This window comes from Pseudomonas sp. AE27 (genome assembly GCF_037113495.1).
In the GTDB taxonomy this organism is placed as follows: domain Bacteria; phylum Pseudomonadota; class Gammaproteobacteria; order Pseudomonadales; family Pseudomonadaceae; genus Aquipseudomonas; species Aquipseudomonas palmensis.
This window is the reverse complement of record NZ_CP146966.1, coordinates 5194080-5216826: the sequence shown is the minus strand read 5'-3', so window position 1 is coordinate 5216826 and position 22747 is coordinate 5194080. Positions and strand designations below refer to the sequence as shown.

Here is a 22747-nt window from a genome sequence, read left to right as displayed (position 1 = left end):
CGATTTGTAGTAAAACTACACGCCGCCGGTACAACGCCCGGTAATCCAAGAATTTCATGTCGTCTGCCCAAAAGGCCAGTCGCAAACTCAGGCAACCGATTCTGGAAGCCTTTCCGCCCTGGAGCAAGCCATGCAAGACCTCGATCCCGTCGAAACCCAGGAATGGCTGGACGCCCTGGAGTCGGTTCTCGACAAAGAAGGCGAAGACCGCGCTCACTATCTGATGACCCGTATGGGCGAGCTGGCCACCCGTAGTGGCTCCCAGCTGCCGTATGCCATCACCACGCCATACCGCAACACGATTCCCGTCACCCACGAAGCACGCATGCCTGGCGACCTGTTCATGGAACGCCGCATTCGCTCGTTGGTCCGCTGGAACGCGCTGGCCATGGTAATGCGCACCAACCTGAAAGACTCGGACCTGGGCGGCCACATCTCCAGCTTCGCCTCCAGCGCCACGCTGTACGACATCGGCTTCAACTACTTCTTCCAGGCCCCGACCGACGAGCACGGCGGCGACCTGATCTACTTCCAGGGCCATGCCTCGCCGGGCGTCTACGCCCGTGCCTTCATGGAAGGCCGCATCAGCGAAGACCAGATGAACAACTTCCGTCAGGAAGTCGATGGTCAAGGCCTGTCGTCCTACCCGCACCCGTGGCTGATGCCTGACTTCTGGCAGTTCCCGACCGTTTCGATGGGTCTGGGCCCGATCCAGGCGATCTACCAGGCACGTTTCATGAAGTACATGGAAAGCCGCGGCTACATCCCTGCCGGCAAGCAGAAGATCTGGTGCTTCATGGGCGACGGCGAGTGCGACGAGCCGGAATCCCTGGGTGCGATCTCCCTGGCAGGCCGCGAGAAGCTGGACAACCTGATCTTCGTCATCAACTGCAACCTGCAGCGCCTCGACGGCCCGGTTCGCGGCAACGGCAAGATCATCCAGGAACTCGAAGGCGTGTTCCGTGGTGGTGGCTGGAACGTCAACAAGGTGGTCTGGGGCCGTTTCTGGGACCCACTGCTGGCCAAGGACGTCGACGGCATCCTGCAGCGCCGCATGGACGAAGTCATCGACGGCGAGTACCAGAACTACAAGGCCAAGGACGGCGCGTTCGTCCGTGAGCACTTCTTCAACACCCCGGAACTCAAGGCCATGGTCGCCGACCTGTCCGACGACGAGATCTGGAAGCTCAACCGTGGTGGCCACGACCCGTACAAGGTCTATGCAGCCTACCACCAGGCGGTCAACCACAAGGACCAGCCTACGGTCATCCTGGCCAAGACCATCAAGGGTTACGGCACCGGTGCTGGCGAAGCCAAGAACACCGCGCACAACACCAAGAAGGTCGACGTCGACAGCCTGCGTCACTTCCGCGATCGTTTCGACATCCCGGTCAAGGACGAAGACCTGGAGAACCTGCCGTTCTTCAAGCCTGAAGAAGGCAGCGCCGAAGCCCGTTACCTGAGCGAGCGCCGTTCTGCCCTGGGCGGTTTCGTGCCACAGCGCCGGGCCAAGAGCTTCAGCATCCCGACCCCGCCACTGGAAACCCTCAAGGCGATCCTGGACGGCTCGGGCGACCGTGAAATCTCCACCACCATGGCCTTCGTGCGCATCCTCGCGCAGCTGGTCAAGGACAAGGAAATCGGCCAGCGCATCGTCCCGATCATCCCGGACGAAGCACGTACCTTCGGCATGGAAGGCATGTTCCGCCAGCTGGGCATCTACTCGTCCGTCGGTCAGCTCTACGAGCCCGTCGACAAGGACCAGGTGATGTTCTACCGCGAGGACAAGAAGGGCCAGATCCTCGAGGAAGGCATCAACGAAGCCGGCGCCATGTCGTCGTTCATCGCCGCCGGTACCTCGTACTCGAACCACAACCAGCCGATGCTGCCGTTCTACATCTTCTACTCGATGTTCGGCTTCCAGCGTATCGGCGACCTGGCCTGGGCCGCTGGCGACAGCCGCACCCGTGGCTTCCTGATCGGCGGTACTGCCGGGCGTACCACCCTCAACGGTGAAGGCCTGCAGCACGAAGACGGTCACAGCCACATGCTGGCCGCGACCATCCCGAACTGCCGCACCTATGATCCGACCTACGGCTACGAGCTGGCGGTGATCATCCAGGACGGCATGAAGAAGATGACCGAAGAGCAACAGGACGTCTTCTACTACATCACCGTGATGAACGAGTCCTACCAGCAGCCTGCCATTCCGGCCGGTGTCGAGGAAGGCATCATCAAGGGCATGTACCTGCTCGAGGAAGATACCAAGGACGCAGCGCACCACGTCCAGCTGATGGGCTCCGGCACCATCCTGCGCGAAGTGCGTGAAGCGGCGAAGATCCTGCGTGAAGAGTTCAACGTCGGTGCCGACGTGTGGAGCGTCACCAGCTTCAACGAACTGCGTCGCGACGGCCTGGCCGTGGAGCGCAGCAACCGCCTGCACCCTGGCCAGAAGCCCAAGCAGACCTACATCGAGGAGTGTCTGGGCGGCCGCAAGGGCCCGGTCATCGCCTCTACCGACTACATGAAGCTGTTCGCCGAGCAGATTCGTCAGTGGGTACCGAGCAAGGAATTCAAGGTCCTGGGTACCGATGGCTTCGGTCGCAGCGACAGCCGCAAGAAGCTGCGTCACTTCTTCGAAGTCGACCGTCACTTCGTGGTGCTGGCTGCCCTGGAAGCCCTGGCTGACCGTGGCGAGATCGAACCGAAGGTCGTGGCCGATGCCATCACCAAGTTCGGCATCGACCCGGACAAGCGCAACCCACTGGACTGCTGAGGAGTATTTTTAAGTGAGCGAACTCATTCGCGTACCTGACATCGGCAGCGGTGAAGGTGAAATCATCGAGCTGTTCGTCAAAGTCGGCGACCGTATCGAAGCCGACCAGAGCCTGCTGACCCTGGAGTCGGACAAGGCCTCCATGGAGATCCCGGCCCCCAAGGCCGGTGTGATCAAGGCCCTGAAGGTCAAGCTGGGCGACCGCCTGAAAGAAGGCGACGAACTGCTGGAACTGGAAGTCGAGGGCGCCGCTGCGGCGCCCGAGGCACCGGCTGACGCTGCGCCTGCCGCCGAACAAAAGCCTGCTGCCGCCCCGGCTGCAGAGGCTGCCCCGGCACCGGCCGCTGCACCTGCGGCTGCCACTGTGCAGGACATCCACGTGCCGGACATCGGCTCGTCGGGCAAGGCCAAGATCATCGAGCTGCTGGTCAAGGTCGGCGACAGCGTCGAAGCCGACCAGTCGCTGATTACCCTGGAGTCCGACAAGGCCTCGATGGAAATCCCGTCGCCGGCTGCCGGCGTGGTGGAAAGCATCGGCGTCAAGCTCGAAGACGAAGTCGGCACTGGCGACTTCATCCTCAAGCTCAAGGTCCAGGGCGCCGCCGCGCCAGCAGCGCCTGCCGCTGCTGCACCGGCTGCCAAGGCTGAAGCGGCCCCGGCTGCTGCGCCTGCCGCCGCACCGGCTGCCAAGGCCGAAGCCGCACCGGCCCCGGCCGCTGCGCCAGCGCCAAGCGGTGCCAAGGTTCACGCCGGCCCTGCCGTGCGTCAGCTGGCCCGCGAGTTCGGCGTCGAGCTGAGCGCCGTGGCTGCCAGCGGCCCGCACGGCCGCGTGCTCAAGGAAGACGTGCAGGTGTATGTCAAGGCCATGATGCAGAAGGCCAAGGAAGCACCGGCTGCCGGCGCGACCGGTGGTGCGGGCATCCCGCCGATCCCGGCAGTCGACTTCAGCCGCTTCGGTGAAACCGAAGAAGTGCCGATGACCCGCCTGATGCAGGCTGGCGCCACCAACCTGCACCGCAGCTGGCTGAACGTGCCGCACGTGACCCAGTTCGACAGCGCCGACATCACCGAGCTGGAAGCCTTCCGCGTTGCGCAGAAGGCCGTGGCCGAGAAAGCCGGCGTCAAGCTGACCGTGCTGCCCTTGCTGCTCAAGGCCTGTGCGCACCTGCTCAAGGAACTGCCGGACTTCAACGCGTCGCTGGCCCCTAGCGGCAAGGCGATCATTCGCAAGAAGTACGTCAACGTCGGTTTCGCCGTGGATACGCCAGACGGCCTGCTGGTCCCCGTGATCAAGAACGTCGACCAGAAGAGCCTGCTGCAGCTGGCTGCAGAAGCGGCGGCCCTGGCTGAAAAGGCCCGCACCAAGAAGCTTTCTGCCGACGACATGCAGGGCGCCTGCTTCACCATCTCCAGCCTCGGTCACATTGGCGGCACCGGCTTCACGCCGATCGTCAACGCGCCGGAAGTGGCGATCCTGGGTGTATCCAAGGCCACCATCCAGCCGGTGTGGGATGGCAAGGCGTTCCAGCCCAAGCTGATGCTGCCGCTGTCGCTGTCGTACGATCACCGCGTGATCAACGGTGCCGCTGCCGCGCGCTTCACCAAGCGCCTGGGCGAGCTGCTGACCGACATCCGCACCATGCTGCTGTAACTGCTGCCCGCCGTGCTCCCCTGCCGGGGAGCACGGACACTGTTTTCGAGCTGCCACGCTCGTACCTCAACCCCGCCATCTGGCGGGGCTTTTTTTGCCTGCGATTCATGCCGTGCCGCTCAACGTCCCACCTTGAGCGGCACCGCCAGACGCAATCCGTCGCGGCATTACTGAAGAATTTGTACCTGTCAGCCGATACAGATCAAGCCAGGCCACTCTATTGCTTGTCAGCCTCAAGCACATGATGCAACCTTGCTCAAACGCGTAGCAGCACTTCGCCCAGCCCGCGCCAACAGCCTTCTTGAAGCGAGCTTCCCATGAAAAGCCAACCTGATGCCGCCAGCCGTACGGTGGCCGAGGTAGTGACGCAGTTGCCGGTGCCTTCGCGGCTCGGCATGCTGCGTTTCGAGCGGCTGAATGAGGCCAGCTGGGCCATGCTGTTCCTCGACCCGGGCTGCGAGCGTCAGTTCGGCCAGGCGGCCGTCGACCTGTGTGCGCTGATCGGCTCGCCCTATGCCAGCCTGATGGAGCCCGAGGCACGCTACAAGCTGCACGACACCATCGAGCTGCAACTGGCGCAGCGTCCGTACTACCTGGTGCGTTATACCCTGCACACCAGCCTGGGCCCGCTCAATATGCTGGAGCTGGGCGAAGCTTACCGGCAGCACAACCGCCAGTTGCTGCGCGGCTATCTGCTGGTGCTCGATGCCCAGCCCAACGACACACCCGACCTTTCGGCGGCAGAACTCGAAACCCGCAACAACCGCCTGCAGATCGCCCTGCAGCTCAACCAGCAGGCGCAGCAGGAACAGCTCGAGCACCTGGAGCGGGTACGCGCCCAGCAGGACCTGATCCTGCGCCTGGCGCGCCAGCGCTACAGCGCCGACAACTCGCTGCAGGAAGCCGCCGAGCTGATCACCCGCAGTGCCTGCGAAATCTACAGCATCGACTGCGCCAGCATCTGGTACCTGGAAGGCCAGCAACTGGAACCGATCTCGGCGTTCTACCGCGCCACCCAGGAGTACCGCCTGCCCGAGGCGATCGATGCCGGGCGATTTCCCGACTACCTCGAGGCGCTGCACACCAGCCGCGCCATCGATGCGCACAACGCGGCGCGCGACCCACGCACCCGCGAAATCTCCGAGAGCCTGCGCCAGCGCGGTATCCACGCCATGCTCGATGCCAGCATCCGCATCGACGGCCAGGTGGTCGGCGTGCTCTGCCTGGAACACAGCGGCTCGACCCGGGCCTGGCAATCGGATGAAATCGCCTTTGCCGGTGAGCTGGCCGACCAGTTCGCCCAGGTCATCAACAACCACAACCGGCGCACCGCCACCAGCGCCCTGCACCTGTTCCAGCGCGCGGTGGAACAAAGCGCCAACGCCTTTCTGCTGGTCAACCGCGATGGCGTGGTGGAATACGTCAACCCCAGCTTCACCGAGATCACCCAGTACACACCCGAAGAGGTGCATGGCCACCGCCTGTCCGAGCTCACCGCACTGGAGAACCTCAGCGAGCTGCTGTTCGACTCGCCGTCGAGCCTGGCCATGGGCAACAGCTGGCAGGGCGAATTCAAGAGCCGGCGCAAGAACCTCGAGCCCTACTGGGGCCAACTGTCGATCTCCAAGGTGTATGGCGACAACCGCGAGTTGACCCACTACATCGGCATCTACGAAGACATCACCCAGAGCAAGCTGGCCCAGCAGCGCATCGAACGCCTGGCCTACACCGACAACCTCACCAGCCTGGGCAACCGCCCGGCGTTCATCCGCAGCCTCGACGAGCGCTTCGAGCGCGACAGCGACAGCCCCATCTGCCTGCTGCTGGTGGACATCGACAACTTCAAGCGCATCAACGACAGCCTCGGGCACCAGACCGGCGACAAGCTGCTGATCAGCCTGGCCCGGCGCCTGCGCAACAGCCTGAGCCCCGGTGGCAGCCTGGCGCGCTTTGCCAGCAACGAATTCGCCGTGCTGCTGGAGGACAGCAGCCTGGATGCCGGCCAGCAGGTGGCCCAGCAGTTGCTCAACACCCTCGACAAGCCGATGTTCGTCGACAACCAGCTGATCAGCGTGACCGGCTCGGTGGGCCTGGCGTGTGCGCCGCTGCACGGGCGCGACCCGCAGACCCTGATGAAGAACGCCGGCCTGGCCCTGCACAAGGCCAAGGCCAACGGCAAGCACCAGGTGCAGGTGTTCACCGAGGCGCTCAACGCCGAGGCCAGCTACAAGCTGTTCGTGGAAAACAACCTGCGCCGCGCCCTGACCCAGAACGAACTGGACGTGTTCTACCAGCCCAAGCTGTGCCTGCGCAGCGGTCGCCTGCTCGGCCTGGAGGCCCTGCTACGCTGGAACCACCCGGAGCGGGGCATGATCCGCCCCGACCAGTTCATCAGCGTGGCCGAGGAAACCGGGCTGATCATCCCCATCGGCAAGTGGATCGCGCGCCAGGCCTGCCGCATGAGCCAGCTGCTGAGCACCGAGGGCATGGGCAACCTGCAGGTGGCGATCAACCTGTCGCCCAAGCAGTTCTCCGACCCGGAGCTGGTCAGCTCGATCGCCAACATCCTCAAGGAAGAAGCCCTGCCGCCACACCTGCTGGAACTGGAACTGACCGAGGGCCTGCTGCTCGAAGCCACCGAGGATACCCACCGCCAGCTCGACGAGCTCAAGCAACTGGGCCTGACCCTGGCCATGGACGACTTCGGCACCGGCTACTCCTCGCTCAGCTACCTGAAGAAATTCCCGATCGACATCATCAAGATCGACCGCAGCTTCATCCACGAGATCCCGGACAACCAGGACGATATGGAAATCACCTCGGCAGTGGTGGCCATGGCTCACAACCTCAAGCTCAAGGTGGTGGCCGAAGGCATCGAGACCGCCGAACAGCTGGCGTTCCTGCGCCGCCACCGCTGCGACGTCGGCCAGGGCTACCTGTTCGACCGGCCGATCCCCGGCAGCGAGCTGATCGAAAAACTCAAGCGCTATCCGCGTGGCCCAATCGCCTGACAGCGGCGAAACACTCGGGCACACTACGGGTCTACCCCCTACACATCCTGCCTTGAAGAGGAACCGCCCATGGTCCTGCGCTCGGAGATTCTGGTGAACAAAAACGTACTGCCTGCCGCCGAACAGGCGCTGCCGGGTCGCGAGACCCCGATGACGCTGCCCGAGAAGCATTTCGTGTTCGAAGACACCCCGCTGCTGGGCCCGTTCTTCGAAGACGTCGATTTCGCGATCTTCGGCCTGGGCTGCTTCTGGGGTGCCGAGCGGCGCTTCTGGCAGCGTGAAGGTGTGGTCAGCACCGTGGTCGGCTACGCCGGCGGTTTCACCCCCAACCCCACCTACGAAGAAGTCTGCTCGGGCCTGACCGGCCACACCGAAGTGGTGCTGGTGGTGTTCGACAAGGCCAAGGTCAGCTACCAGGACCTGCTGACCATGTTCTGGGAGCTGCACAACCCCACCCAGGGCATGCGCCAGGGCAACGACGTCGGCACCCAGTACCGTTCGGCCATCTACTGCACCAGCCCCGAACAGCTGGAACTGGCCGAGGCCAGCAGGCAGGCCTACCAGGCCGAGCTGAACAAGGCCGGTTTCGGCCAGATCACCACCGAGATCGCCCAGGCACCGACCGTGTACTTCGCCGAGGCCTATCACCAGCAGTACCTGGCCAAGAACCCGAATGGCTACTGCGGCATCGGCGGCACTGGCGTGTGCCTGCCACCCAGCCTGCAAGGCAACTGAGGCCACGCCATGAGCACACCGAGCATGACCCTGTTCCATGCCGCCGCCTCGCCGTTCGTGCGCAAGGTTCGCGTGCTGCTGCACGAAACCGGGCAGGCCGAGCGGGTAGCCCTGCATCCCGTCGACCTGAGCCCGATCAAGACCGATGCCGAGCTGAACCTGGGCAACCCGGCGGGCAAGATCCCGGCGTTGCGCCTGGAGGACGGCACGGTGCTGCATGACAGCCGCGTGATCGTCGAGTTTCTCGACCATCAGCATGTGGGCAACCCGCTGATCCCGCGCGAGGGCCCGGCGCGCTGGCGGCGCCTGACCCTGGCGTCGCTGGCCGATGCGATCATGGACGCGGCGGTGGTGGCGCGCTACGAGACCTTCCTGCGCCCTGAAGATAAGCGCTGGACGCCGTGGGTCGACGCCCAGCAGGACAAGATCCGGCGCGCGCTGGCGCACCTGGAAGACGAGCACCTGGCCGAACTGGCCTCGGTGTTCGACGTGGCGGCAATCGGGGTGGCCTGCGCGCTGGGCTACATCGACCTGCGCCTGCCGGACCTTGGCTGGCGCGAGCGCCAGCCGAAACTGGCAGCCTGGTATGCCGAGGTGAGTCAGCGCGAATCGATGCTAAAGACCGCCCCTTCTGTGGCCTGATCGGGCTCGCCCTGCAGGAGCCGGCCTTGCCGGCGACTCTGGCACCGCGCATCGTCTGGCTGCGCGGTGATCCCTTCGCCGGCAACGCCGGCTCCTACAGCCCAGATGCGGTTGATCTCGGTCACCATGATCTCCCCCAGGCAGCGCTCTTCCCTCAACCCGCTCATTTCAAGATCCCCTGCCCAACCTGATACCAGTCCAGGCGGCGTGTCAGCACCATGAACACCCCAAGCAGGCCGAACAGCAGCAACGAGCCCATCAGCAGCGCGTAGTCCTCGGCGCCCAGCAGCCCGTAGAGCATCGCGTACAGCACCAGCAAGCCCGCCGCAAACCCCAGCCCGCGCGCCAGGCTGCGCAGCACGTGGCACAGGTAGAAGCCGATCAGCAGCACGCAGCCGCCCGCCGACAGCGCATACGCCAACCCGAACCCCAGGTGCTCCGACAACGACAGCAACAGCAGGTAGAAGAACGCCAGGGCCACACCCACCAGCGCATACTGGATCGGGTGCACGCTGAGGTTCTTGAGAATCTCGAACAGGAAGAACCCGGCAAAGGTCAGCGCAATGAACAACAGCGCATACTTGATCGCCCGCTCGCTCTTGAGGTACTGGTCCACCGGGTCGACGAAGCTCACGCCGAAACTGCGCCCGTGAAAGTCGTCGCAGGCGTTGTTGACCACACACTGGGTCAGCGCATCCTCCAGGTTGGTGGAGAAGAACGAGGTCTGCCAGCGCGCGCTGAAGCCGTGGGCGTCGATCTCGCGGCTGATGGGCAGGTAGTTGCCGATGAAGCTTGGATGCGGCCAGTTCGCCGCCATGTTCACCGTGGTGCTGCGCCCTACCGGCAGCACATGCAGGCGCCCGGTGCCCTGCAGGCTCAGGTCGAAGGCGCAGTCCAGGCGGGTCTCGGCGCGGCCGTCGAGGTCGGGCAGCGTCACGTGCACACCGCCGCCCAGCCAGCCCAGCCCCGTGCCCGCGGCGAAGGCCAGCGACTGGCCATTCACGTTCAGTTCCAGGCTCTTCTCGATACCGCGGATATCGCTGATGCCCACGGCCAGAAACGCCGGGTCGAAGCGGTAATCGTCGAAGTCTTCGGTGATGCCCCACTGCGCCGGCACCTTGAATTGCCCGCTGATGCGGTTGTCGGCGTGGAACAGGCGCGCCTGGTAGATGCCCCGCGAACGCAGCTCGGTGTCGACCTTGGCGTCGACCTCCAGGGTTTCGGGCAGAAAGTACAGATGCCCGGCCACCGTGCTGGTCTGCTGCTGGGTGCTGCCATCCACGGTTTTCCAGGTGCGCTGGATCTTGCGGTACGGCACCACCAGCAGCGGCCCGCTGATCTGCTGGCTGTAGCTGGAGCTCTGGGCGATGTCCTCGACCACACTGTCGCGCTGCTGCTGGCGGTCCTGGATCAGGCCGCCGATCATCAGCAGGGGTATCAGCAGCAACACGATCAGAAAGGCGATGGCGCCCAGTTTGATGCTCAGGGTTCGGTTCATGGGCAATGGCTCCGGTTTCGATGGAGCCAGTCTGCCCGCCGTGCATGGAGCGGGTTGGGCGCTTGTGTGGAGTTATGTGGAGAGTGCGTGGAGCTCAGCCCAGCCGCTCGTTGGGCAGCCACAGGCGCACCCGCACGCCGTCCTCGACGTTGGCCACCTCCAGCGAGCCGCCATGCAGCTGCATCACTTCCTCGACGAAGTTCAGCCCAAGGCCTGTGCTCTTGCGCCCCGTGCCCGGGCGCGGCAGCGAGTAGAAGCGCTCGCTGAGCCGGCCCAGGGCATAGTCCGGGATCGCCGCCCCCTGGTTGTACAGGCTCAGCGCCAGCCGTGGGCCCCGTGTCTCCAGGTCGACCACCAGCAGGCCGCCCGGCGGGGTGAAGTCCAGGGCGTTCTCCAGCAGGTTGCCGATGGCCTGGCGCAGCAGAAACGGCTCGCACAGCAGCCGCACGCTGGCCGGTACCCGCTGGCGCACCTGCAGGCCGGCGCTTTCGATGCGCGCGCTCTGGGCCAGCAGCACCTCGTCCACCAGCGCCGCCAGCGGCACCTGCTGCTGGTCTTCCAGGCCCTGGCGCTGCTCGACCTGGGCCAGGTCCAGCAGCCGCTCGATCAACTGCTGCATGCGCGCGCTCTCGCTTTCGATATTGCTGGCAAAGCGTTGACGCTGCTCGTCGCTCATCGGCCCCTGCAGCAGCTCGCTGGCCCCGCGAATCGCCGCCAGCGGGCTTTTCAGCTCGTGGGTCAGGGTATGCACGTAGCGCTCCACATACGCCCTGCCCTCCAGCTGCGTGCGCATGCGCTCCACCGCACCGGCCAGTTGCGCCAGCTCGCCGCCGCGGTAATGCGGCAAGGCCACGCGTTCACCCTCGCTGACCGCCTGTGCATAGCGCGTCAGCCGACGTAGCGAGCGCGCCAGCCACCACGACAGCCCGGCGCCCACCAGCAGGCCCAGCACGATCAGGCCAAGGCCCAGGTTGAACAGGCGCCGCTCGGAGCGATCGATGTACGGCTGCAACGACTTGTTCGGCTTGGCCACGGTGACCACGCCGATGATCTTGCCGGCATCGATGATCGGCGCCGCCACGTGCATCACCGACGACTCCGGGTCGTCCGGATCGCTGCGGGTGGAGCGGGCGCCATACTCGCCGCGCAGGGTCAGGTACACGTCGTTCCAGCGCGAATAGTCCTGGCCCAGGGCTTCGCCGCTGGAGTCGAGCAACACCTTGCCGTTGGCGTCGGTGACGTAGATGCGGTGGTTGACCTCGTTCTTGGCCAGGCCCCAGATATCGGCCCTGGGCTGGCGCTTGCCGTAAGCCTTGAGCAGCTCGGGCAGCCGGCCCTGGCCGAGGGTGCCGGCCTTGACCTCGTCGCGCAGAATCTCGGCCAGCAGGTTGGCGGTGTCCACCAGGGTTTCCTCGGTGGACTGGCGCACACCCGGGCGCACCTGTTCGCGCACGGTGTTGAGGATGAAGTAGCCGGTCAGCCCGACGAACAGGAAGTACACCAGGAAGATGCGGATGCCCAGGCGCATCAGCTGTGCCCGGGGCTGTAGCTGTAGCCCAGGCCGCGGTGGGTCTGGATAGGTTCGGCGTCGGCCTGCACGGTGCGCAGCTTGGCGCGCAGGCTCTTGATGTGGCTGTCGACGTTGCGCTCGTAGCCGGCCTCGGCCGACACGCCGGTGGCATCCAGCAGTTGCTCGCGGCTGAACACCCGTTCGGGTTGTTCGAGCAGGCATTGCAGCAGGCGAAATTCGTGCCGGGTGAGGTTGAGCGATTGACCGCGATAGCTGATCTGCAGGCGCTGGGAGTCGATGCTGAAGGGCGTTTCGGGGGCCTCGGGTTCGCTGCGCGGGGTCATGCGCTTGAGGATGGCGCGTACCCGCGCCGCCACTTCACGCGGGCTGAAGGGTTTGACCACATAGTCGTCGGCACCGATCTCCAGGCCCACCACGCGGTCGATCTCCCCATCGCGGGCGCTGAGGAACATCACCGGCACCTCGCTGAAGCGGCGCAGCTGGCGGCAGGTTTCGAAGCCGTTGATATCCGGCAGGCCGATATCGAGAATGATCAGGTCAGCCGGGCGCTGACGCTGCTGTTCCAGCGCGGCGCTGCCCAGGGTCACCCATTCGGTGCTGTGACCGTCGCCTTGCAGGGCAAAGATCAGGGTGTCGGCGATGGCCGCTTCGTCTTCGACAATCAGTATGTGGGGCATGGGTGGTGCAGGCCTGGCAGGTTTGGGTGCACTTGTAGGGGATTATCCCTCGACTGACAAGGCCCTGTCGCGGGTCAAGCCCGCTCCCACGGGAGAACGACGGCCCTTGTGGGAGCGGGCTTGAGCCGCGATGGATTCAACTCAGCATTCAGGCTTGCCCGCCGTGAACCGGCGCGCCGGGTTCACCGCCGCGCCGAACTCGCGCAGCGCCTTGGCCCCGATCAGCAGCGGGTAGTTGAAGCTGCTGCGGTCGGTCAGGTTGACCTCCACCGTGCGCTTGACGTCGCCCAGGCACAATTCCAGCTCCACCACCGGACGCTTGGCCGGGTCGGGTGCTTCGCCGTCCTCGTCTTCATCGGCGCGGCTCTTGATCTTGCTGATGCGCGCCACCTTGTGTTCATACACCTTGCCGTCGGCATCCTTGGTCGCCAGGCGGAACCGCACCCAGTCCTCACCATCACGCTTGAAGCGCTCGATGTCCTTGGCCGACAGCGACGCGGTCAGCGCGCCGGTGTCCATCTTGGCCTTGAACGTCTGGTCGAGGTCCGCCACGCCAATGTATTCATAACGGCCATACAGGGTCGGCTCGGCGGCCATCACCGGCAAGGCCAGCAGGGAAAGCAGTGCAAGTACGGATTTCACCGGGTCAGCTTCCTTGAGAAAAGTCTGTGTTTAGACTGCCGCAGCAGCATAGGTTCGTCGCCACAGGGTATTCAACACAATGTGAAACATTTGTCCGCGCCGTGGGCTGCCCAGAGTTTGGCCTGAACCGAATCCCTGCTTATCATGGCCGACCGCCTAACCGAAAATCAGAGTTTTCTTATGCGCCGCCTGCTTACCGGCAGTCTTGTGACCCTGCTGCTCTTGCTCAACACCCTGGTGCTGATCGGCCCGTTGCTGGTCTTCGCCCTGCTCAAGCTGGTACTGCCCGGCCGCTACCGCGACTACGCCTCGTGGGCGGTGATGTGGATCGCCGAGACCTGGGCCGAGATCGACAAGCTGATCTTCGCCCTGTGCATCCCCACCCGCTGGGACGTGCGCGGCGCCGCCGACCTGCGCCTGGACACCTCCTACCTGATGGTCAGCAACCACCAGAGCTGGGTGGATATTCCCGCGCTGATCCAGGTGTTCAACCGGCGCATTCCGTTCTTCAAGTTCTTCCTGAAAAAGGAACTGATCTGGGTGCCGTTCCTGGGCCTGGCCTGGTGGGCGCTGGACTACCCGTTCATGAAGCGCTACAGCAAGGCCTTCCTCGAACGCCACCCGCACCTCAAGGGCCAGGACCTGGAGATCACCAAGGCCGCCTGCGAGCTGTTCAAGCGCCAGCCGGTGACCGTGGTCAACTACCTCGAAGGTACCCGCTTCACCCCGGCCAAGCGCGATGCCCAGGGCTCGCCGTTCCGTCACCTGCTCAAGCCCAAGGCCGGCGGCGTGGCGTTCGTGCTCGCCGCGCTGGGCGAACAGCTCGACGCCCTGCTCGACGTGACCCTGGTGTACCCCGGCGACACCGCGCCGGGGTTCTGGGACCTGGTCAGCGGTGCAGTGCCGCGGGTGATCGTGGACATCCAGGTACGCGCACTGGACCCGGCCCTGTGGCGCGGCGACTACGAGAACGATCCGCAATTCCGGCGCAGCGTACAGGACTGGGTCAACCAGCTGTGGCACGACAAGGACGCGCGCATCGAGCAACTGCGCCAGGAGCTGCGCCGCTAGCCGATGATCGCGTGGGGCACGAAGCGGCTGCTGTCCTTGGTGATCAGCGAGTTGTCCTCGCGAATGCCGATGCCTGCCGGCTGATCGCCAACCACCCAGCTGCCGATCACCGTGTGGCTGCCGGCAAACCGTGGCAAGGCATGAAACTGCTGGATCACGTGGGGGCCACTGCCATACGGCCCCTCCTCCTTCACCCGCTGCCCGTCAGGGGTATGAATCTCCACATTCGCCCCCTCCCGCGAGAAGAACGGCTTGCGCACCCACCCCGGCGCCAGCGGCCGTTCGGGCGTGGCGTCGATGAATGCGGGCAGCAGGTTCGGGTGCCCTTCGTGCTGCTCCCACAGCAGCGCCAGCATGCCCTTGTTCGACAGCAGCGCCTTCCAGGGCGGCTCGACGAACAGCGTGCCGCTGCCGGCAATCGCCGGGCCGTAGCGGTCGTGGAACATGTCTTCCCACGGGTAGAGCTTGAACAGGCTGGGGATCGGCGCCCCACTGCGGTCGATGAAACGCCCGGCCGGGTTCAGGCCGATGTCTTCCACATCGATCAGGCGTGTATCGAGCCCGGCAGCGGTGGCAATGTCGCACAGGTACTGCACCGTGCCACGATCCTCCAGCGAGTCCCTGACCGAGGCAAAGTAGAACGGCGTGGCAAAGGTGTTGGCGCCGAACACCTGGCCGAGCTTCTCTTCAAGGCTGTTGAACTGGTCGGCATCGGCCGGCAGTACACCGCGCTGCATCTGCTGCTCAAGCCACAGGTACTGGAAGAAGCCGGCCTCGTACAGCGAGGTGGGTGTGTCGTAGTTGGCTTCCAGCAGCTTGGCCGGGCCGTGGCCGTCGTAGCTCAGGTCCATGCGCCCGTAGAAATGCGGGTGCCCGTCGCGCCATGAGCGGCGGATCAGGTCGCGGTAGTCACGCGGCATGGCCAGGCGGTCGAGCAGCTCTTCGCTGTCCACTGCCCGCGCCACCAGGTCCATGCACAGCTCGTGCAACTGGCGGGTGGGTTCTTCGAGGTCGTCCTCGATCTGGCGCAGGGTGAACTGGTAGCACGCCGACTCGTCCCAGTACGGCTCGTCGCCGAAGGTGTGGAACCTGAAGCCGTAGTGTTCGGCGGTGGCTTTCCAGTCCGCGCGCGGGGTGCAGGCAATACGTTTCATCGCCCGCCCTCAGGAACCGAAACCGAAGCCGCCACGGCCTGGTACATGGGCCGCGAAGCCGGGGTGGCTGCCCACCGTCCAGGGCCGTGCCGAGGCCATGAAGCGCGCCGGCAGCACCGACGCATGGGCATCGGCACCAGCCCCGCCGTTGAAACGGCTGGACGGCGCGTGGTCCTCGACCAGCCCGGCATACTGGTTGCCGCTGTTGACCTGGTCGGTCAGCGAGCTGGCCCTGAACCCTTCGCGCCCTTCACGCTCGTGGTAGATCGCCTCCGACAGGTAGCGCGGCTCGACATTGACGTAGTCGTAGCGGCCACCGCCGCCGCCATACACGGCCGACGAGGTGGTGCTGGAGGTCTGGCTCAGCCCGTCGTCATACACCTGGCGCTCGGTGGTCAGGGCGAAGCCTTGCATGCGCGGCATGTGAAAGCTCGCGCCCTGACCTGGCTCGCACTGCTCGAAGCTGGCCAGGCAGTCTTCCAGGCGGGTGAAGCGTGGGGCGTTGGCATCGTGGTGCTGGCGGGCGACGTTCCAGGCGTTGTCGCACACCGAACGGCTTACCCCGGCCAGGGCGCAGCTGTCGACGTCCTGGTAACGCTTGACCTCGCTGACCACGCGGGTGGCGCTGCGATCACTGTCACAGGCGGCCAGCGCCAGCGGCAGGCTGCCCAGGGCAATCAGCCGAATGCTCGTGCTGCGTTTCATGGCTGTGCTCCGCTGTCAGGCCGCTGGGGTCATGCACGCGGCATTGAGCATGCCGATGCCGATGGCCACGGCAGCCAGCAAGATGGCGGCCGCGTTTTCCTGACGGCGGATACGCTCGTCCATGCCCTTGACCACCACGCTGACCACCACGAACGCGAGCAACTGCACGGCGCCGGCGATCACCGACCACAGCAGGAAGTCGAGCAGCGAGATCGAATGGGAGATGGCCCCGGACACGGGGATGGCGAAACCCAGCAGCGCACCGCCCAGGGCGATGGCGGCAGCGCTGTTGCCTTCGCGGATCAGGGCAAATTCGTTGTAGGGGGTCAGGCGGGTATAGATGAACGCATAGAGCGCGAACAGCACGGCGGCGCCGGCCATGTAGAACAGAAAACCCAGCACGGCATCGGCCGGCAGGGACATCTTCAGGGCATCCATGAACATCGGGGTCGCACTTCCTTGCTTGAACGGGGCGGGACGTATACCACACCGCCCCGCCTCGGCAAACCGCCGGCTTACACCGAAGGCACGGCGGCCGGGGTGCCCCAGATGCCGCCCAGGCTCTGCAGCAGCGAACCGGCCACGCCCTGCTGGCCCAGGTACTGCAGGATCAGCGGGGCGAACTGGGCGATCATGCCGGTATTCATGCCCAGGGCGCCGAAGGCGTTGTTCAGGTCGTCGGTGTCCTTGACGTTGCCCAGTGCGTTGCTCAGGGCCGAGGAATTGCCGCTCTTGCCGAGCAACTCGCCCAGGCCGCTGAGGCCGCCCAGGGCATTGTCGCCGGACAGCAGGTCAAGGCCGGGCACGGCCTTGCTCAGTTGCGAGTAGTCGCTGCTGCTGAGCTGATGCCTGGCCAGGCCCAGCAGCGCGCCGGTGCCGCCAATGGCCTGTTCGGGGGTGATATCGAGTTGGTCGCCCAGGGTATTGAGCAGGTTGGCCGAGGGGGCCGGGGCTTGAACGGCAGCGTCCTGCTGTTTGTTGCCTTGCATGGCAGACACGGCGTTGGCGGCATCGTTGAGATTGAAGGCCAGGGCCGAGGTGGTGGCGAGTGCCAGCAGGGAGAGCAGTGCGAAACGTTTCATGGGGCGGACCTCGTAGGAAAGCGAGGTTTCGACCCGTATCTGCGGCGAATGTTCCGCCGTCATCGCCTGTAGGAGCCGGCCTTGCCGGCGAAAGCAGCACCGCGATATCCAGGGATACGCGCTGGCCGCTTTCGCCAGCAAGGCTGGCTCCTGCAACAGAATGGCAACCCGCCCTACGGCAAGGCGTACGCAATCACGTAATCACCCCGATCCGGCGACTGGCGTGCACCGCCAGCACTGATCAGGATGTATTGCTTGCCGGTCTTGGGCGACACGTAGGTCATCGGCCCCGACTGGCTGCCCACCGGCAGACGCGCCTTCCAGATCTCGTTGCCGTTGCCCGAGTCGAACGCACGCAGGTAGAAGTCCTGGGTGCCGGCAAAGAACAGCAGGCCCGACTGGGTCGACAGCGAAGCGCCCAGGGTCGGCATGCCGATCGGGATCGGCAGGTGCATGCGGATGCCCAGCGGCCCGGTGTCCTGCACGGTACCGACCGGCACCTGCCACATCAGTTTCCTGGTCTTCAGGTCGATGGCCGACATGGTGCCGAACGGCGGCTTCTGGCACGGAATACCGGCCGCGGACAGGAAGCGCTGGCGCATCGCGCCATACGGCGTACCGTCCTGCGGCACCACCCCCATCTCGATGCCGCTGGCACCTTTGGGAATGTCTGCACGCGGGATCATGTAGTTGGCCAGGCCCAGACGCATGTCGTTGACGAACATGTAGTTGCTGGTCGGGTCGACCGACACGCTACCCCAGTTCATGCCACCCAGCGAGCCGGGGAACTGCAACGCCGGGTCCAGCCCTGGCGGGGTGTACACACCCTCGTGGCGCATGCCCTTGAACGAGATGCGGCACAGCAGCTGGTCGAACGGGGTCGCGCCCCACATGTCCGACTCTTTCAGGGTCTGGTTGCCGATCGACGGCATCTCTACCGAGAACGGCTGGGTCGGCGAATAACGCTCGCCCGGCACGTTGCCCTGGGGCACCGGCTTCTCTTCGACCTTGGCAATCGGCACGCCGGTTTCACGGTTGATCACGAAGATCTCGCCCTGCTTGGTCACCTGGGCCAGCGCCGGTTGCACGCCACCCTTGTCATCCGGGATGTCGTACAGCAGCGGCTGGGCCGGCAGGTCGAAGTCCCACAGGTCGTGGTGGGTGGTCTGGAAGTGCCAGCGCACCTGGCCGTTCTTCACGTCCAGCGCCACGATCGAGGAGCTGTACTTGTCGTCCAGTTCGGTACGGGTGCCGGCGAAGAAGTCCGGGGTGGCGTTGCCGGTCGGCAGGTACACCAGGCCCAGCTTGGCGTCATAGGACATCGCCGACCACACGTTGGGCGTGCCACGGGTGTAGGTCTGGCCTTCGGGCGGGCGCTTGGTGATGTTCGGGTTGCCCGGGTCCCAGGCCCAGGCCAGCTCGCCGGTCCGCACGTCATAGGCACGCACCACGCCCGGCGGTTCGCCGGTGGAGAAGTTGTCGGCCACGCGGCCACCGACGATCACCACATCGCCGGCCACCAGCGGGGTGGAGGTCTGCTGGTAATAGCCCGGCTTGATCTCGCCCATGTCGACGCTCAGGTCGACCACGCCGTTATCGCCAAAGTCGGCACATACTTCGCCGTTTTCGGCGTTGATCGCGATCAGGCGGGCATCGCCGGTGGGCAGGAACAGGCGCTTGGCGCAGGCCTGCGGGCCGGCATCGGCGGCCAGCGGGGTTTCGGAGTAGCCCAGGCCACGGCAACGCTGCCAGTTCGGCGCGCTGCCCTTGGGGTCGAACATCCAGCGCTGCTTGCCGGTGTCCACGTCCAGGGCGAAGACCTTGCCGTAGGCGGTGCAGGAATACAGGGTGTCGCCGATCTGCAGCGGCGTGTTCTGGTCTTCGGCACCGGCGCCGGTGCTTTGCGGCACGTCACCGGTATGGAAGGTCCAGGCCACCTGCAGCTTGTCGACGTTGCCCTTGTTGATCTGGTCCAGCGCGGCAAAGCGGTTGCCGGCGGTGGTGTTGCCCCAGTGCGCCCAGTCCTTCTGCTCGGTGCCCGGCTTGACCGGCTGCACCGCAGGCTCGCTGCTGGCGGTGACCACGTGGGTGGGCACGAACATGTAGCCCAGGGTGGCGACCACGCCAACGGCCAGCACACCGGCCACCGCGAACGCGCCACGCCCGGCCGCACGACCGTCGGCGCGTTGCAGGCTCGGGAACACCAGCGCGATGACCAGGCCGATCACGGCAAAGGTCAGTACCCGCGAGACCAGCGGCCAGAAGTCCAGGCCGGCATCCCACACCGCCCAGATCGCGGTGAGTACCAGGGCCACCGCGTACAGCCAGGCGCCCAACGGCTTGCGCCGCGCGATCAGCACACCGCTGACCAGCATCGCCAGGCCCATCAGAAGGAAGTACCAGCTACCACCGAGGCTGCTCAGGTACGCACCGCCCCCTGCCAGCACCAGGCCGATCAGGGCGATCAGGATGCCCAGACCTCCCAGCAGCCACTTTGCGGTGCCCGGAGCACCTGCCTGTTCGTTCATGTGATTACCGTCCTAAACGTAGTGAAAAACCACCGTCAACAGTTGGCCGACCCAATCCCGAGCATAGTCGGCGAATTTAGGTAGCTTGCTTGTTAACCAGTTAGTACGTTTAAGGGTAACAAAAAATTGCGGGCTACTGCGACAATTTGTCTGTCAGCCCGGCTTCAGGGGCCTGAAACCGGGTAGACATTGGTCTTACGCTGCGCTGAACAGCGTGTGCGGGTCGATCACGAATTTCTTCGGCACGCCGGCATCGAACTCGCCGTAGCCCTCGGGCGCCTGATCCAGGCTGATGACCTGCACGCCGACCACCTCGGCGATGTTGATGCGGTCCCACATGATGGCCTGCATCAGGGCGCGGTTGTACTTCATCACCGGGGTCTGCCCGGTGTGGAAGCTGTGGGACTTGGCCCAGCCCAGGCCGAAACGGATGCTCAGGCTGCCCATCTTGGCTGCGGCGTCCACCGCGCCCGGGTCTTCGGTCACGTACAGGCCGGGGATGCCGATCTTGCCGGCGACCCGCACCACCCCCATCAGCGAGTTGAGCACCGTGGCCGGCGCCTCGTGCTGGGCCCCGGCATGCCCGTGGCCACGGGCCTCGAAGCCCACCGCATCGACCGCGCAGTCCACCTCCGGCTCGCCCAGCAGGTTGGCGATCTGTTCGTGCAGCGGGGTGTCCTGGGACAGGTCGGCGACCTCGAAGCCCTGGGCCTTGGCATGGGCCAGACGTACCGGGTTCACATCACCGATGATCACCACCGCCGCGCCCAGCAGCCGCGCCGAGGCGGCAGCGGCCAGGCCGACCGGGCCGGCACCGGCCACGTACACCGTGCTGCCGGGGCCGACACCTGCGGTGACCGCACCGTGGTAGCCGGTGGGCAGGATGTCGGAGAGGCAGGTCAGGTCGCGGATCTTCTCCATGGCCTTGTCGCGGTCGGGCAGCTTGAGCAGGTTGAAGTCGGCGTAGGGCACCAGCACATACTCGGCCTGCCCGCCGGTCCAGTCGCCCATGTCGACATAGCCGTAGGCGCCGCCGGCGCGGGCCGGGTTGACGCTCAGGCACACGCCGGTGTGTTGTTCCTTGCACGAGCGGCAGCGCCCGCAGGCCACGTTGAACGGCACCGAGACCAGGTCGCCCAGTTGCAGGTTCTCGACGTCACGGCCTTTCTCGATGACCTCGCCGGTGATTTCGTGCCCCAGCACCAGGCCGGTCTGGGCAGTGGTACGACCGCGCACCATGTGCTGGTCGGAGCCGCAGATATTGGTGGAGACCACCCGCAGGATCACGCCGTGTTCGATCTTGCGCCCACGTGGGTCCTGCATTTTGGGATAGGGGATTGTTTGCACCTCGACCTTGCCTGCGCCCAGGTACACCACACCACGATTGCCAGACATGCTTTCACCTCGCTCGATTGTTGTTATGTCGCGCTGAATCTGTGTCTGTTTCGATGGCCGCTTCGCCTGTAGGAGCCGGCCTTGCCGGCGAAGGGGCCCGCTATAGCACCACCGTCCTGTTGGCGTTGAGGAACACCCGCCGCTCGATGTGATACCCCACCGCCCGCGCCAACGTCAGGCATTCGATATCGCGCCCGCGGGCGATCAGGTCTTCAGGGTAGTGGCTGTGATCCACGGCTTCCACGCCCTGGGCAATGATCGGGCCCTCGTCCAGGTCGTTGTTGATGTAATGCGCCGTGGCCCCCACCAGCTTCACGCCCTTGTTGTAGGCCTGGTGATACGGCTTGGCGCCCTTGAACCCCGGCAGCAGCGAGTGATGGATGTTGATCGCCCAGCCATCCAGGCGTCGGCACAGCTCCGGCGACAGCACCTGCATGTAGCGCGCAAGGATCACCAGCTCGGCGCCGGACGCCTCGATCACCTGCAGCACCTTGCGCTCCTGCGCCGGCTTGTCCTGCGGGTCGAGGGCAAAGTGGTAATAGGGGATGCGGTGCCAGTGCGCCAGCGGCTCCAGGTCCGGGTGGTTGGAAATCACCGCCACCACGTCCATCGCCAGCTGGCCGATGCGCTGGCGGTACAGCAGGTCGTTGAGGCAATGATCGGCCTTGGACACCATGATCACCACCTTGGGCCGGTGTCTGGGCGCAGTCAGCTCGAAGGTCATGCCGAACGCTTCGCCACGGGCGGCCAGGCCTGCGCGAAAGGCCTGCTCGTCGAATGCCTCGGGCTGGCGAAACTCCACCCGTATGAAGAACCGCGCCGACAGCCGGTCATCGAACGAATGATGCTCGGTGACGTAGCACTGCTGCTCGTACAGGTAGCGCGTCACCGCGTCCACCGTACCCAGCAGGCTGGGGCAGTCGGCGGTAAGGATCCAGGTGTCCGGCGCACGGCTCATGAGGCGATGCTCAGGCCATGTTCGGCGCAGGCATCCTGCAGCCACAGCCACCAGTAGTCGCTGAAGCTGCGCCGGACCAGCAGCTCCCAGGTGTCCTCGCCGGTGCGCCGGATCACCAGCTGGGACTTGGCGAACACCGTGCCCACCGCCTTGCCCACCGGGAAGTTGTTGGGGTGCACGTCGTAGCTGGTGGACTTCATCAGCACCTCGCGCACCCTGGGCCCGCTCAGTTCGAGCAGGGTCTGTCCGCCGCTGACGTTGACCACCTGGATGTGTTGCCCGTCGAGGGCTTCGCGCAGCCTCTGCTCGGCGGCCAGCTCCTCGCCACCGGGCACGATCAGCAGCCACTCGTCGGGGCCCATCCACTGCAGCGAGGTCTCGCCGCTGGCGACCACGGTGAGTGCGACCGGCAGTTCCAGGCCCAGCGCCTGTTGCACGCCGCTGACGAAAGCCGGGTCGTGGGCGTTGCCGCGCAGGGTAAGGTGGCCGAGGAACTTCTTCTCGCGCAGGGTCACGCCGGGGTTCTTGCGGCCCTTGCCGACCAGGCTGGGCAGGTCGGCGTGATGCAGGGGTGATTCGGCCCTGGCATCAGTCTCGGGGCGTTGCGGGTAGACGTTGATTGCGCTCATTACATACCTGCCTTGAATTCAGTAGTGCGGTGATCTCTTTGTAGGAGCCGGCCTTGCCGGCG

At 65.3% G+C, this 22747-nt stretch carries 18 protein-coding genes; 6 read left to right on the top strand and 12 right to left on the bottom strand.

Translation table 11 applies throughout. From position 1 onward, the window contains the following. The first annotated feature begins 130 nt into the window (after positions 1-130). The 5 genes from aceE (at position 131) to V9K84_RS23860 (ending at position 8815) form a co-directional block, all read left to right on the top strand. A complete protein-coding gene (aceE, locus tag V9K84_RS23880; RefSeq protein ID WP_043863655.1) occupies positions 131-2776 on the top strand; it encodes a pyruvate dehydrogenase (acetyl-transferring), homodimeric type in 2646 nt (881 codons plus the stop codon). Positions 2777-2789: 13 nt separating this feature from the next. Further along, positions 2790-4427 (top strand): dihydrolipoyllysine-residue acetyltransferase, encoded by a 1638-nt coding sequence (gene aceF, locus V9K84_RS23875; RefSeq protein ID WP_058541811.1) that lies wholly within the window; start codon positions 2790-2792, stop codon positions 4425-4427. 317 nt (positions 4428-4744) lie between these two features. Further along, entirely contained in the window at positions 4745-7438 is a 2694-nt protein-coding gene (locus V9K84_RS23870; protein ID WP_043863653.1) for a GGDEF and EAL domain-containing protein, read from the top strand. A gap of 69 nt (positions 7439-7507) precedes the next feature. After that, complete coding sequence (gene msrA, locus V9K84_RS23865) at positions 7508-8173, top strand: peptide-methionine (S)-S-oxide reductase MsrA (protein ID WP_043863652.1); 666 nt, start codon at positions 7508-7510, stop codon at positions 8171-8173. A 9-nt stretch (positions 8174-8182) separates the two neighbouring features. Further along, positions 8183-8815, top strand: a complete 633-nt coding sequence (locus tag V9K84_RS23860; protein ID WP_088514275.1) for a glutathione S-transferase — start codon at positions 8183-8185, stop codon at positions 8813-8815. Positions 8816-8978: 163 nt separating this feature from the next. Here V9K84_RS23860 and creD read toward each other — a convergent pair whose 3' ends face one another. The 4 genes from creD to V9K84_RS23840 form a co-directional block, all read right to left on the bottom strand. Further along, positions 8979-10313 (bottom strand): cell envelope integrity protein CreD, encoded by a 1335-nt coding sequence (gene creD / locus V9K84_RS23855; RefSeq protein WP_338792846.1) that lies wholly within the window; start codon positions 10311-10313, stop codon positions 8979-8981. A 94-nt stretch (positions 10314-10407) separates the two neighbouring features. Further along, positions 10408-11841, bottom strand: coding sequence for a two-component system sensor histidine kinase CreC (gene creC, locus V9K84_RS23850; RefSeq protein WP_043863649.1), 1434 nt, complete (start codon positions 11839-11841; stop codon positions 10408-10410). Further along, positions 11841-12521 (bottom strand): two-component system response regulator CreB, encoded by a 681-nt coding sequence (creB, locus tag V9K84_RS23845; RefSeq protein WP_088514273.1) that lies wholly within the window; start codon positions 12519-12521, stop codon positions 11841-11843. The genes creC and creB overlap by 1 nt, the downstream gene beginning before the upstream one ends. 141 nt (positions 12522-12662) lie before the next feature. Beyond that, entirely contained in the window at positions 12663-13163 is a 501-nt protein-coding gene (locus V9K84_RS23840; protein ID WP_043863647.1) for an ATP-dependent zinc protease, read from the bottom strand. Positions 13164-13343: 180 nt separating this feature from the next. Between V9K84_RS23840 and V9K84_RS23835 the strand changes: the two genes are divergently transcribed. Continuing rightward, positions 13344-14234 (top strand): acyltransferase, encoded by an 891-nt coding sequence (locus tag V9K84_RS23835; RefSeq protein ID WP_043863646.1) that lies wholly within the window; start codon positions 13344-13346, stop codon positions 14232-14234. Here V9K84_RS23835 and V9K84_RS23830 read toward each other — a convergent pair. From V9K84_RS23830 to soxG, 8 genes are all read right to left on the bottom strand, one after another. Further along, a complete protein-coding gene (locus V9K84_RS23830) occupies positions 14231-15388 on the bottom strand; it encodes a glutathionylspermidine synthase family protein (protein WP_088514272.1) in 1158 nt (385 codons plus the stop codon). The genes V9K84_RS23835 and V9K84_RS23830 overlap by 4 nt on opposite strands. Before the next feature lie 9 nt (positions 15389-15397). Further along, positions 15398-16093: a DUF1190 domain-containing protein gene (locus tag V9K84_RS23825; RefSeq protein WP_088514271.1), complete on the bottom strand. Its 696-nt coding sequence runs from the start codon at positions 16091-16093 to the stop codon at positions 15398-15400. A gap of 15 nt (positions 16094-16108) precedes the next feature. Further along, the gene (locus tag V9K84_RS23820; protein WP_043863643.1) at positions 16109-16537 is read right to left on the bottom strand and encodes a DUF350 domain-containing protein; all 429 of its coding nucleotides are present in this window, start codon (positions 16535-16537) and stop codon (positions 16109-16111) included. Positions 16538-16608: 71 nt separating this feature from the next. After that, a complete protein-coding gene (locus V9K84_RS23815; protein WP_043863642.1) occupies positions 16609-17175 on the bottom strand; it encodes a DUF2780 domain-containing protein in 567 nt (188 codons plus the stop codon). A 173-nt stretch (positions 17176-17348) separates the two neighbouring features. After that, positions 17349-19703 (bottom strand): glucose/quinate/shikimate family membrane-bound PQQ-dependent dehydrogenase, encoded by a 2355-nt coding sequence (locus tag V9K84_RS23810; RefSeq protein ID WP_088514270.1) that lies wholly within the window; start codon positions 19701-19703, stop codon positions 17349-17351. 195 nt (positions 19704-19898) lie between these two features. Next, positions 19899-21098: a formaldehyde dehydrogenase, glutathione-independent gene (gene fdhA / locus V9K84_RS23805; protein WP_043863640.1), complete on the bottom strand. Its 1200-nt coding sequence runs from the start codon at positions 21096-21098 to the stop codon at positions 19899-19901. Positions 21099-21198: 100 nt separating this feature from the next. Next, complete coding sequence (purU, locus tag V9K84_RS23800) at positions 21199-22056, bottom strand: formyltetrahydrofolate deformylase (RefSeq protein ID WP_043863639.1); 858 nt, start codon at positions 22054-22056, stop codon at positions 21199-21201. After that, on the bottom strand, positions 22053-22685 hold the full coding sequence (gene soxG / locus V9K84_RS23795; protein ID WP_088514269.1) for a sarcosine oxidase subunit gamma family protein: 633 nt from the start codon (positions 22683-22685) through the stop codon (positions 22053-22055). Before soxG ends, purU begins: the two co-directional genes overlap by 4 nt. Positions 22686-22747 lie beyond the last annotated feature (62 nt).

Coding starts and splice junctions, on each gene's coding strand:
- V9K84_RS23825 (WP_088514271.1), bottom strand. CDS start 16,093: ATGAAACGCAGCACGAGCATTCGGCTGATTGCCCTGGGCAGCCTGCCG.
- V9K84_RS23830 (WP_088514272.1), bottom strand. CDS start 15,388: ATGAAACGTATTGCCTGCACCCCGCGCGCGGACTGGAAAGCCACCGCC.
- fdhA (WP_043863640.1), bottom strand. CDS start 21,098: ATGTCTGGCAATCGTGGTGTGGTGTACCTGGGCGCAGGCAAGGTCGAG.
- V9K84_RS23810 (WP_088514270.1), bottom strand. CDS start 19,703: ATGAACGAACAGGCAGGTGCTCCGGGCACCGCAAAGTGGCTGCTGGGA.
- V9K84_RS23820 (WP_043863643.1), bottom strand. CDS start 16,537: ATGTTCATGGATGCCCTGAAGATGTCCCTGCCGGCCGATGCCGTGCTG.
- purU (WP_043863639.1), bottom strand. CDS start 22,056: ATGAGCCGTGCGCCGGACACCTGGATCCTTACCGCCGACTGCCCCAGC.
- V9K84_RS23870 (WP_043863653.1), top strand. CDS start 4,745: ATGAAAAGCCAACCTGATGCCGCCAGCCGTACGGTGGCCGAGGTAGTG.
- soxG (WP_088514269.1), bottom strand. CDS start 22,685: ATGAGCGCAATCAACGTCTACCCGCAACGCCCCGAGACTGATGCCAGG.
- msrA (WP_043863652.1), top strand. CDS start 7,508: ATGGTCCTGCGCTCGGAGATTCTGGTGAACAAAAACGTACTGCCTGCC.
- V9K84_RS23860 (WP_088514275.1), top strand. CDS start 8,183: ATGAGCACACCGAGCATGACCCTGTTCCATGCCGCCGCCTCGCCGTTC.
- creC (WP_043863649.1), bottom strand. CDS start 11,841: ATGCGCCTGGGCATCCGCATCTTCCTGGTGTACTTCCTGTTCGTCGGG.
- aceE (WP_043863655.1), top strand. CDS start 131: ATGCAAGACCTCGATCCCGTCGAAACCCAGGAATGGCTGGACGCCCTG.
- creB (WP_088514273.1), bottom strand. CDS start 12,521: ATGCCCCACATACTGATTGTCGAAGACGAAGCGGCCATCGCCGACACC.
- V9K84_RS23835 (WP_043863646.1), top strand. CDS start 13,344: ATGCGCCGCCTGCTTACCGGCAGTCTTGTGACCCTGCTGCTCTTGCTC.
- creD (WP_338792846.1), bottom strand. CDS start 10,313: ATGAACCGAACCCTGAGCATCAAACTGGGCGCCATCGCCTTTCTGATC.
- V9K84_RS23815 (WP_043863642.1), bottom strand. CDS start 17,175: ATGAAACGTTTCGCACTGCTCTCCCTGCTGGCACTCGCCACCACCTCG.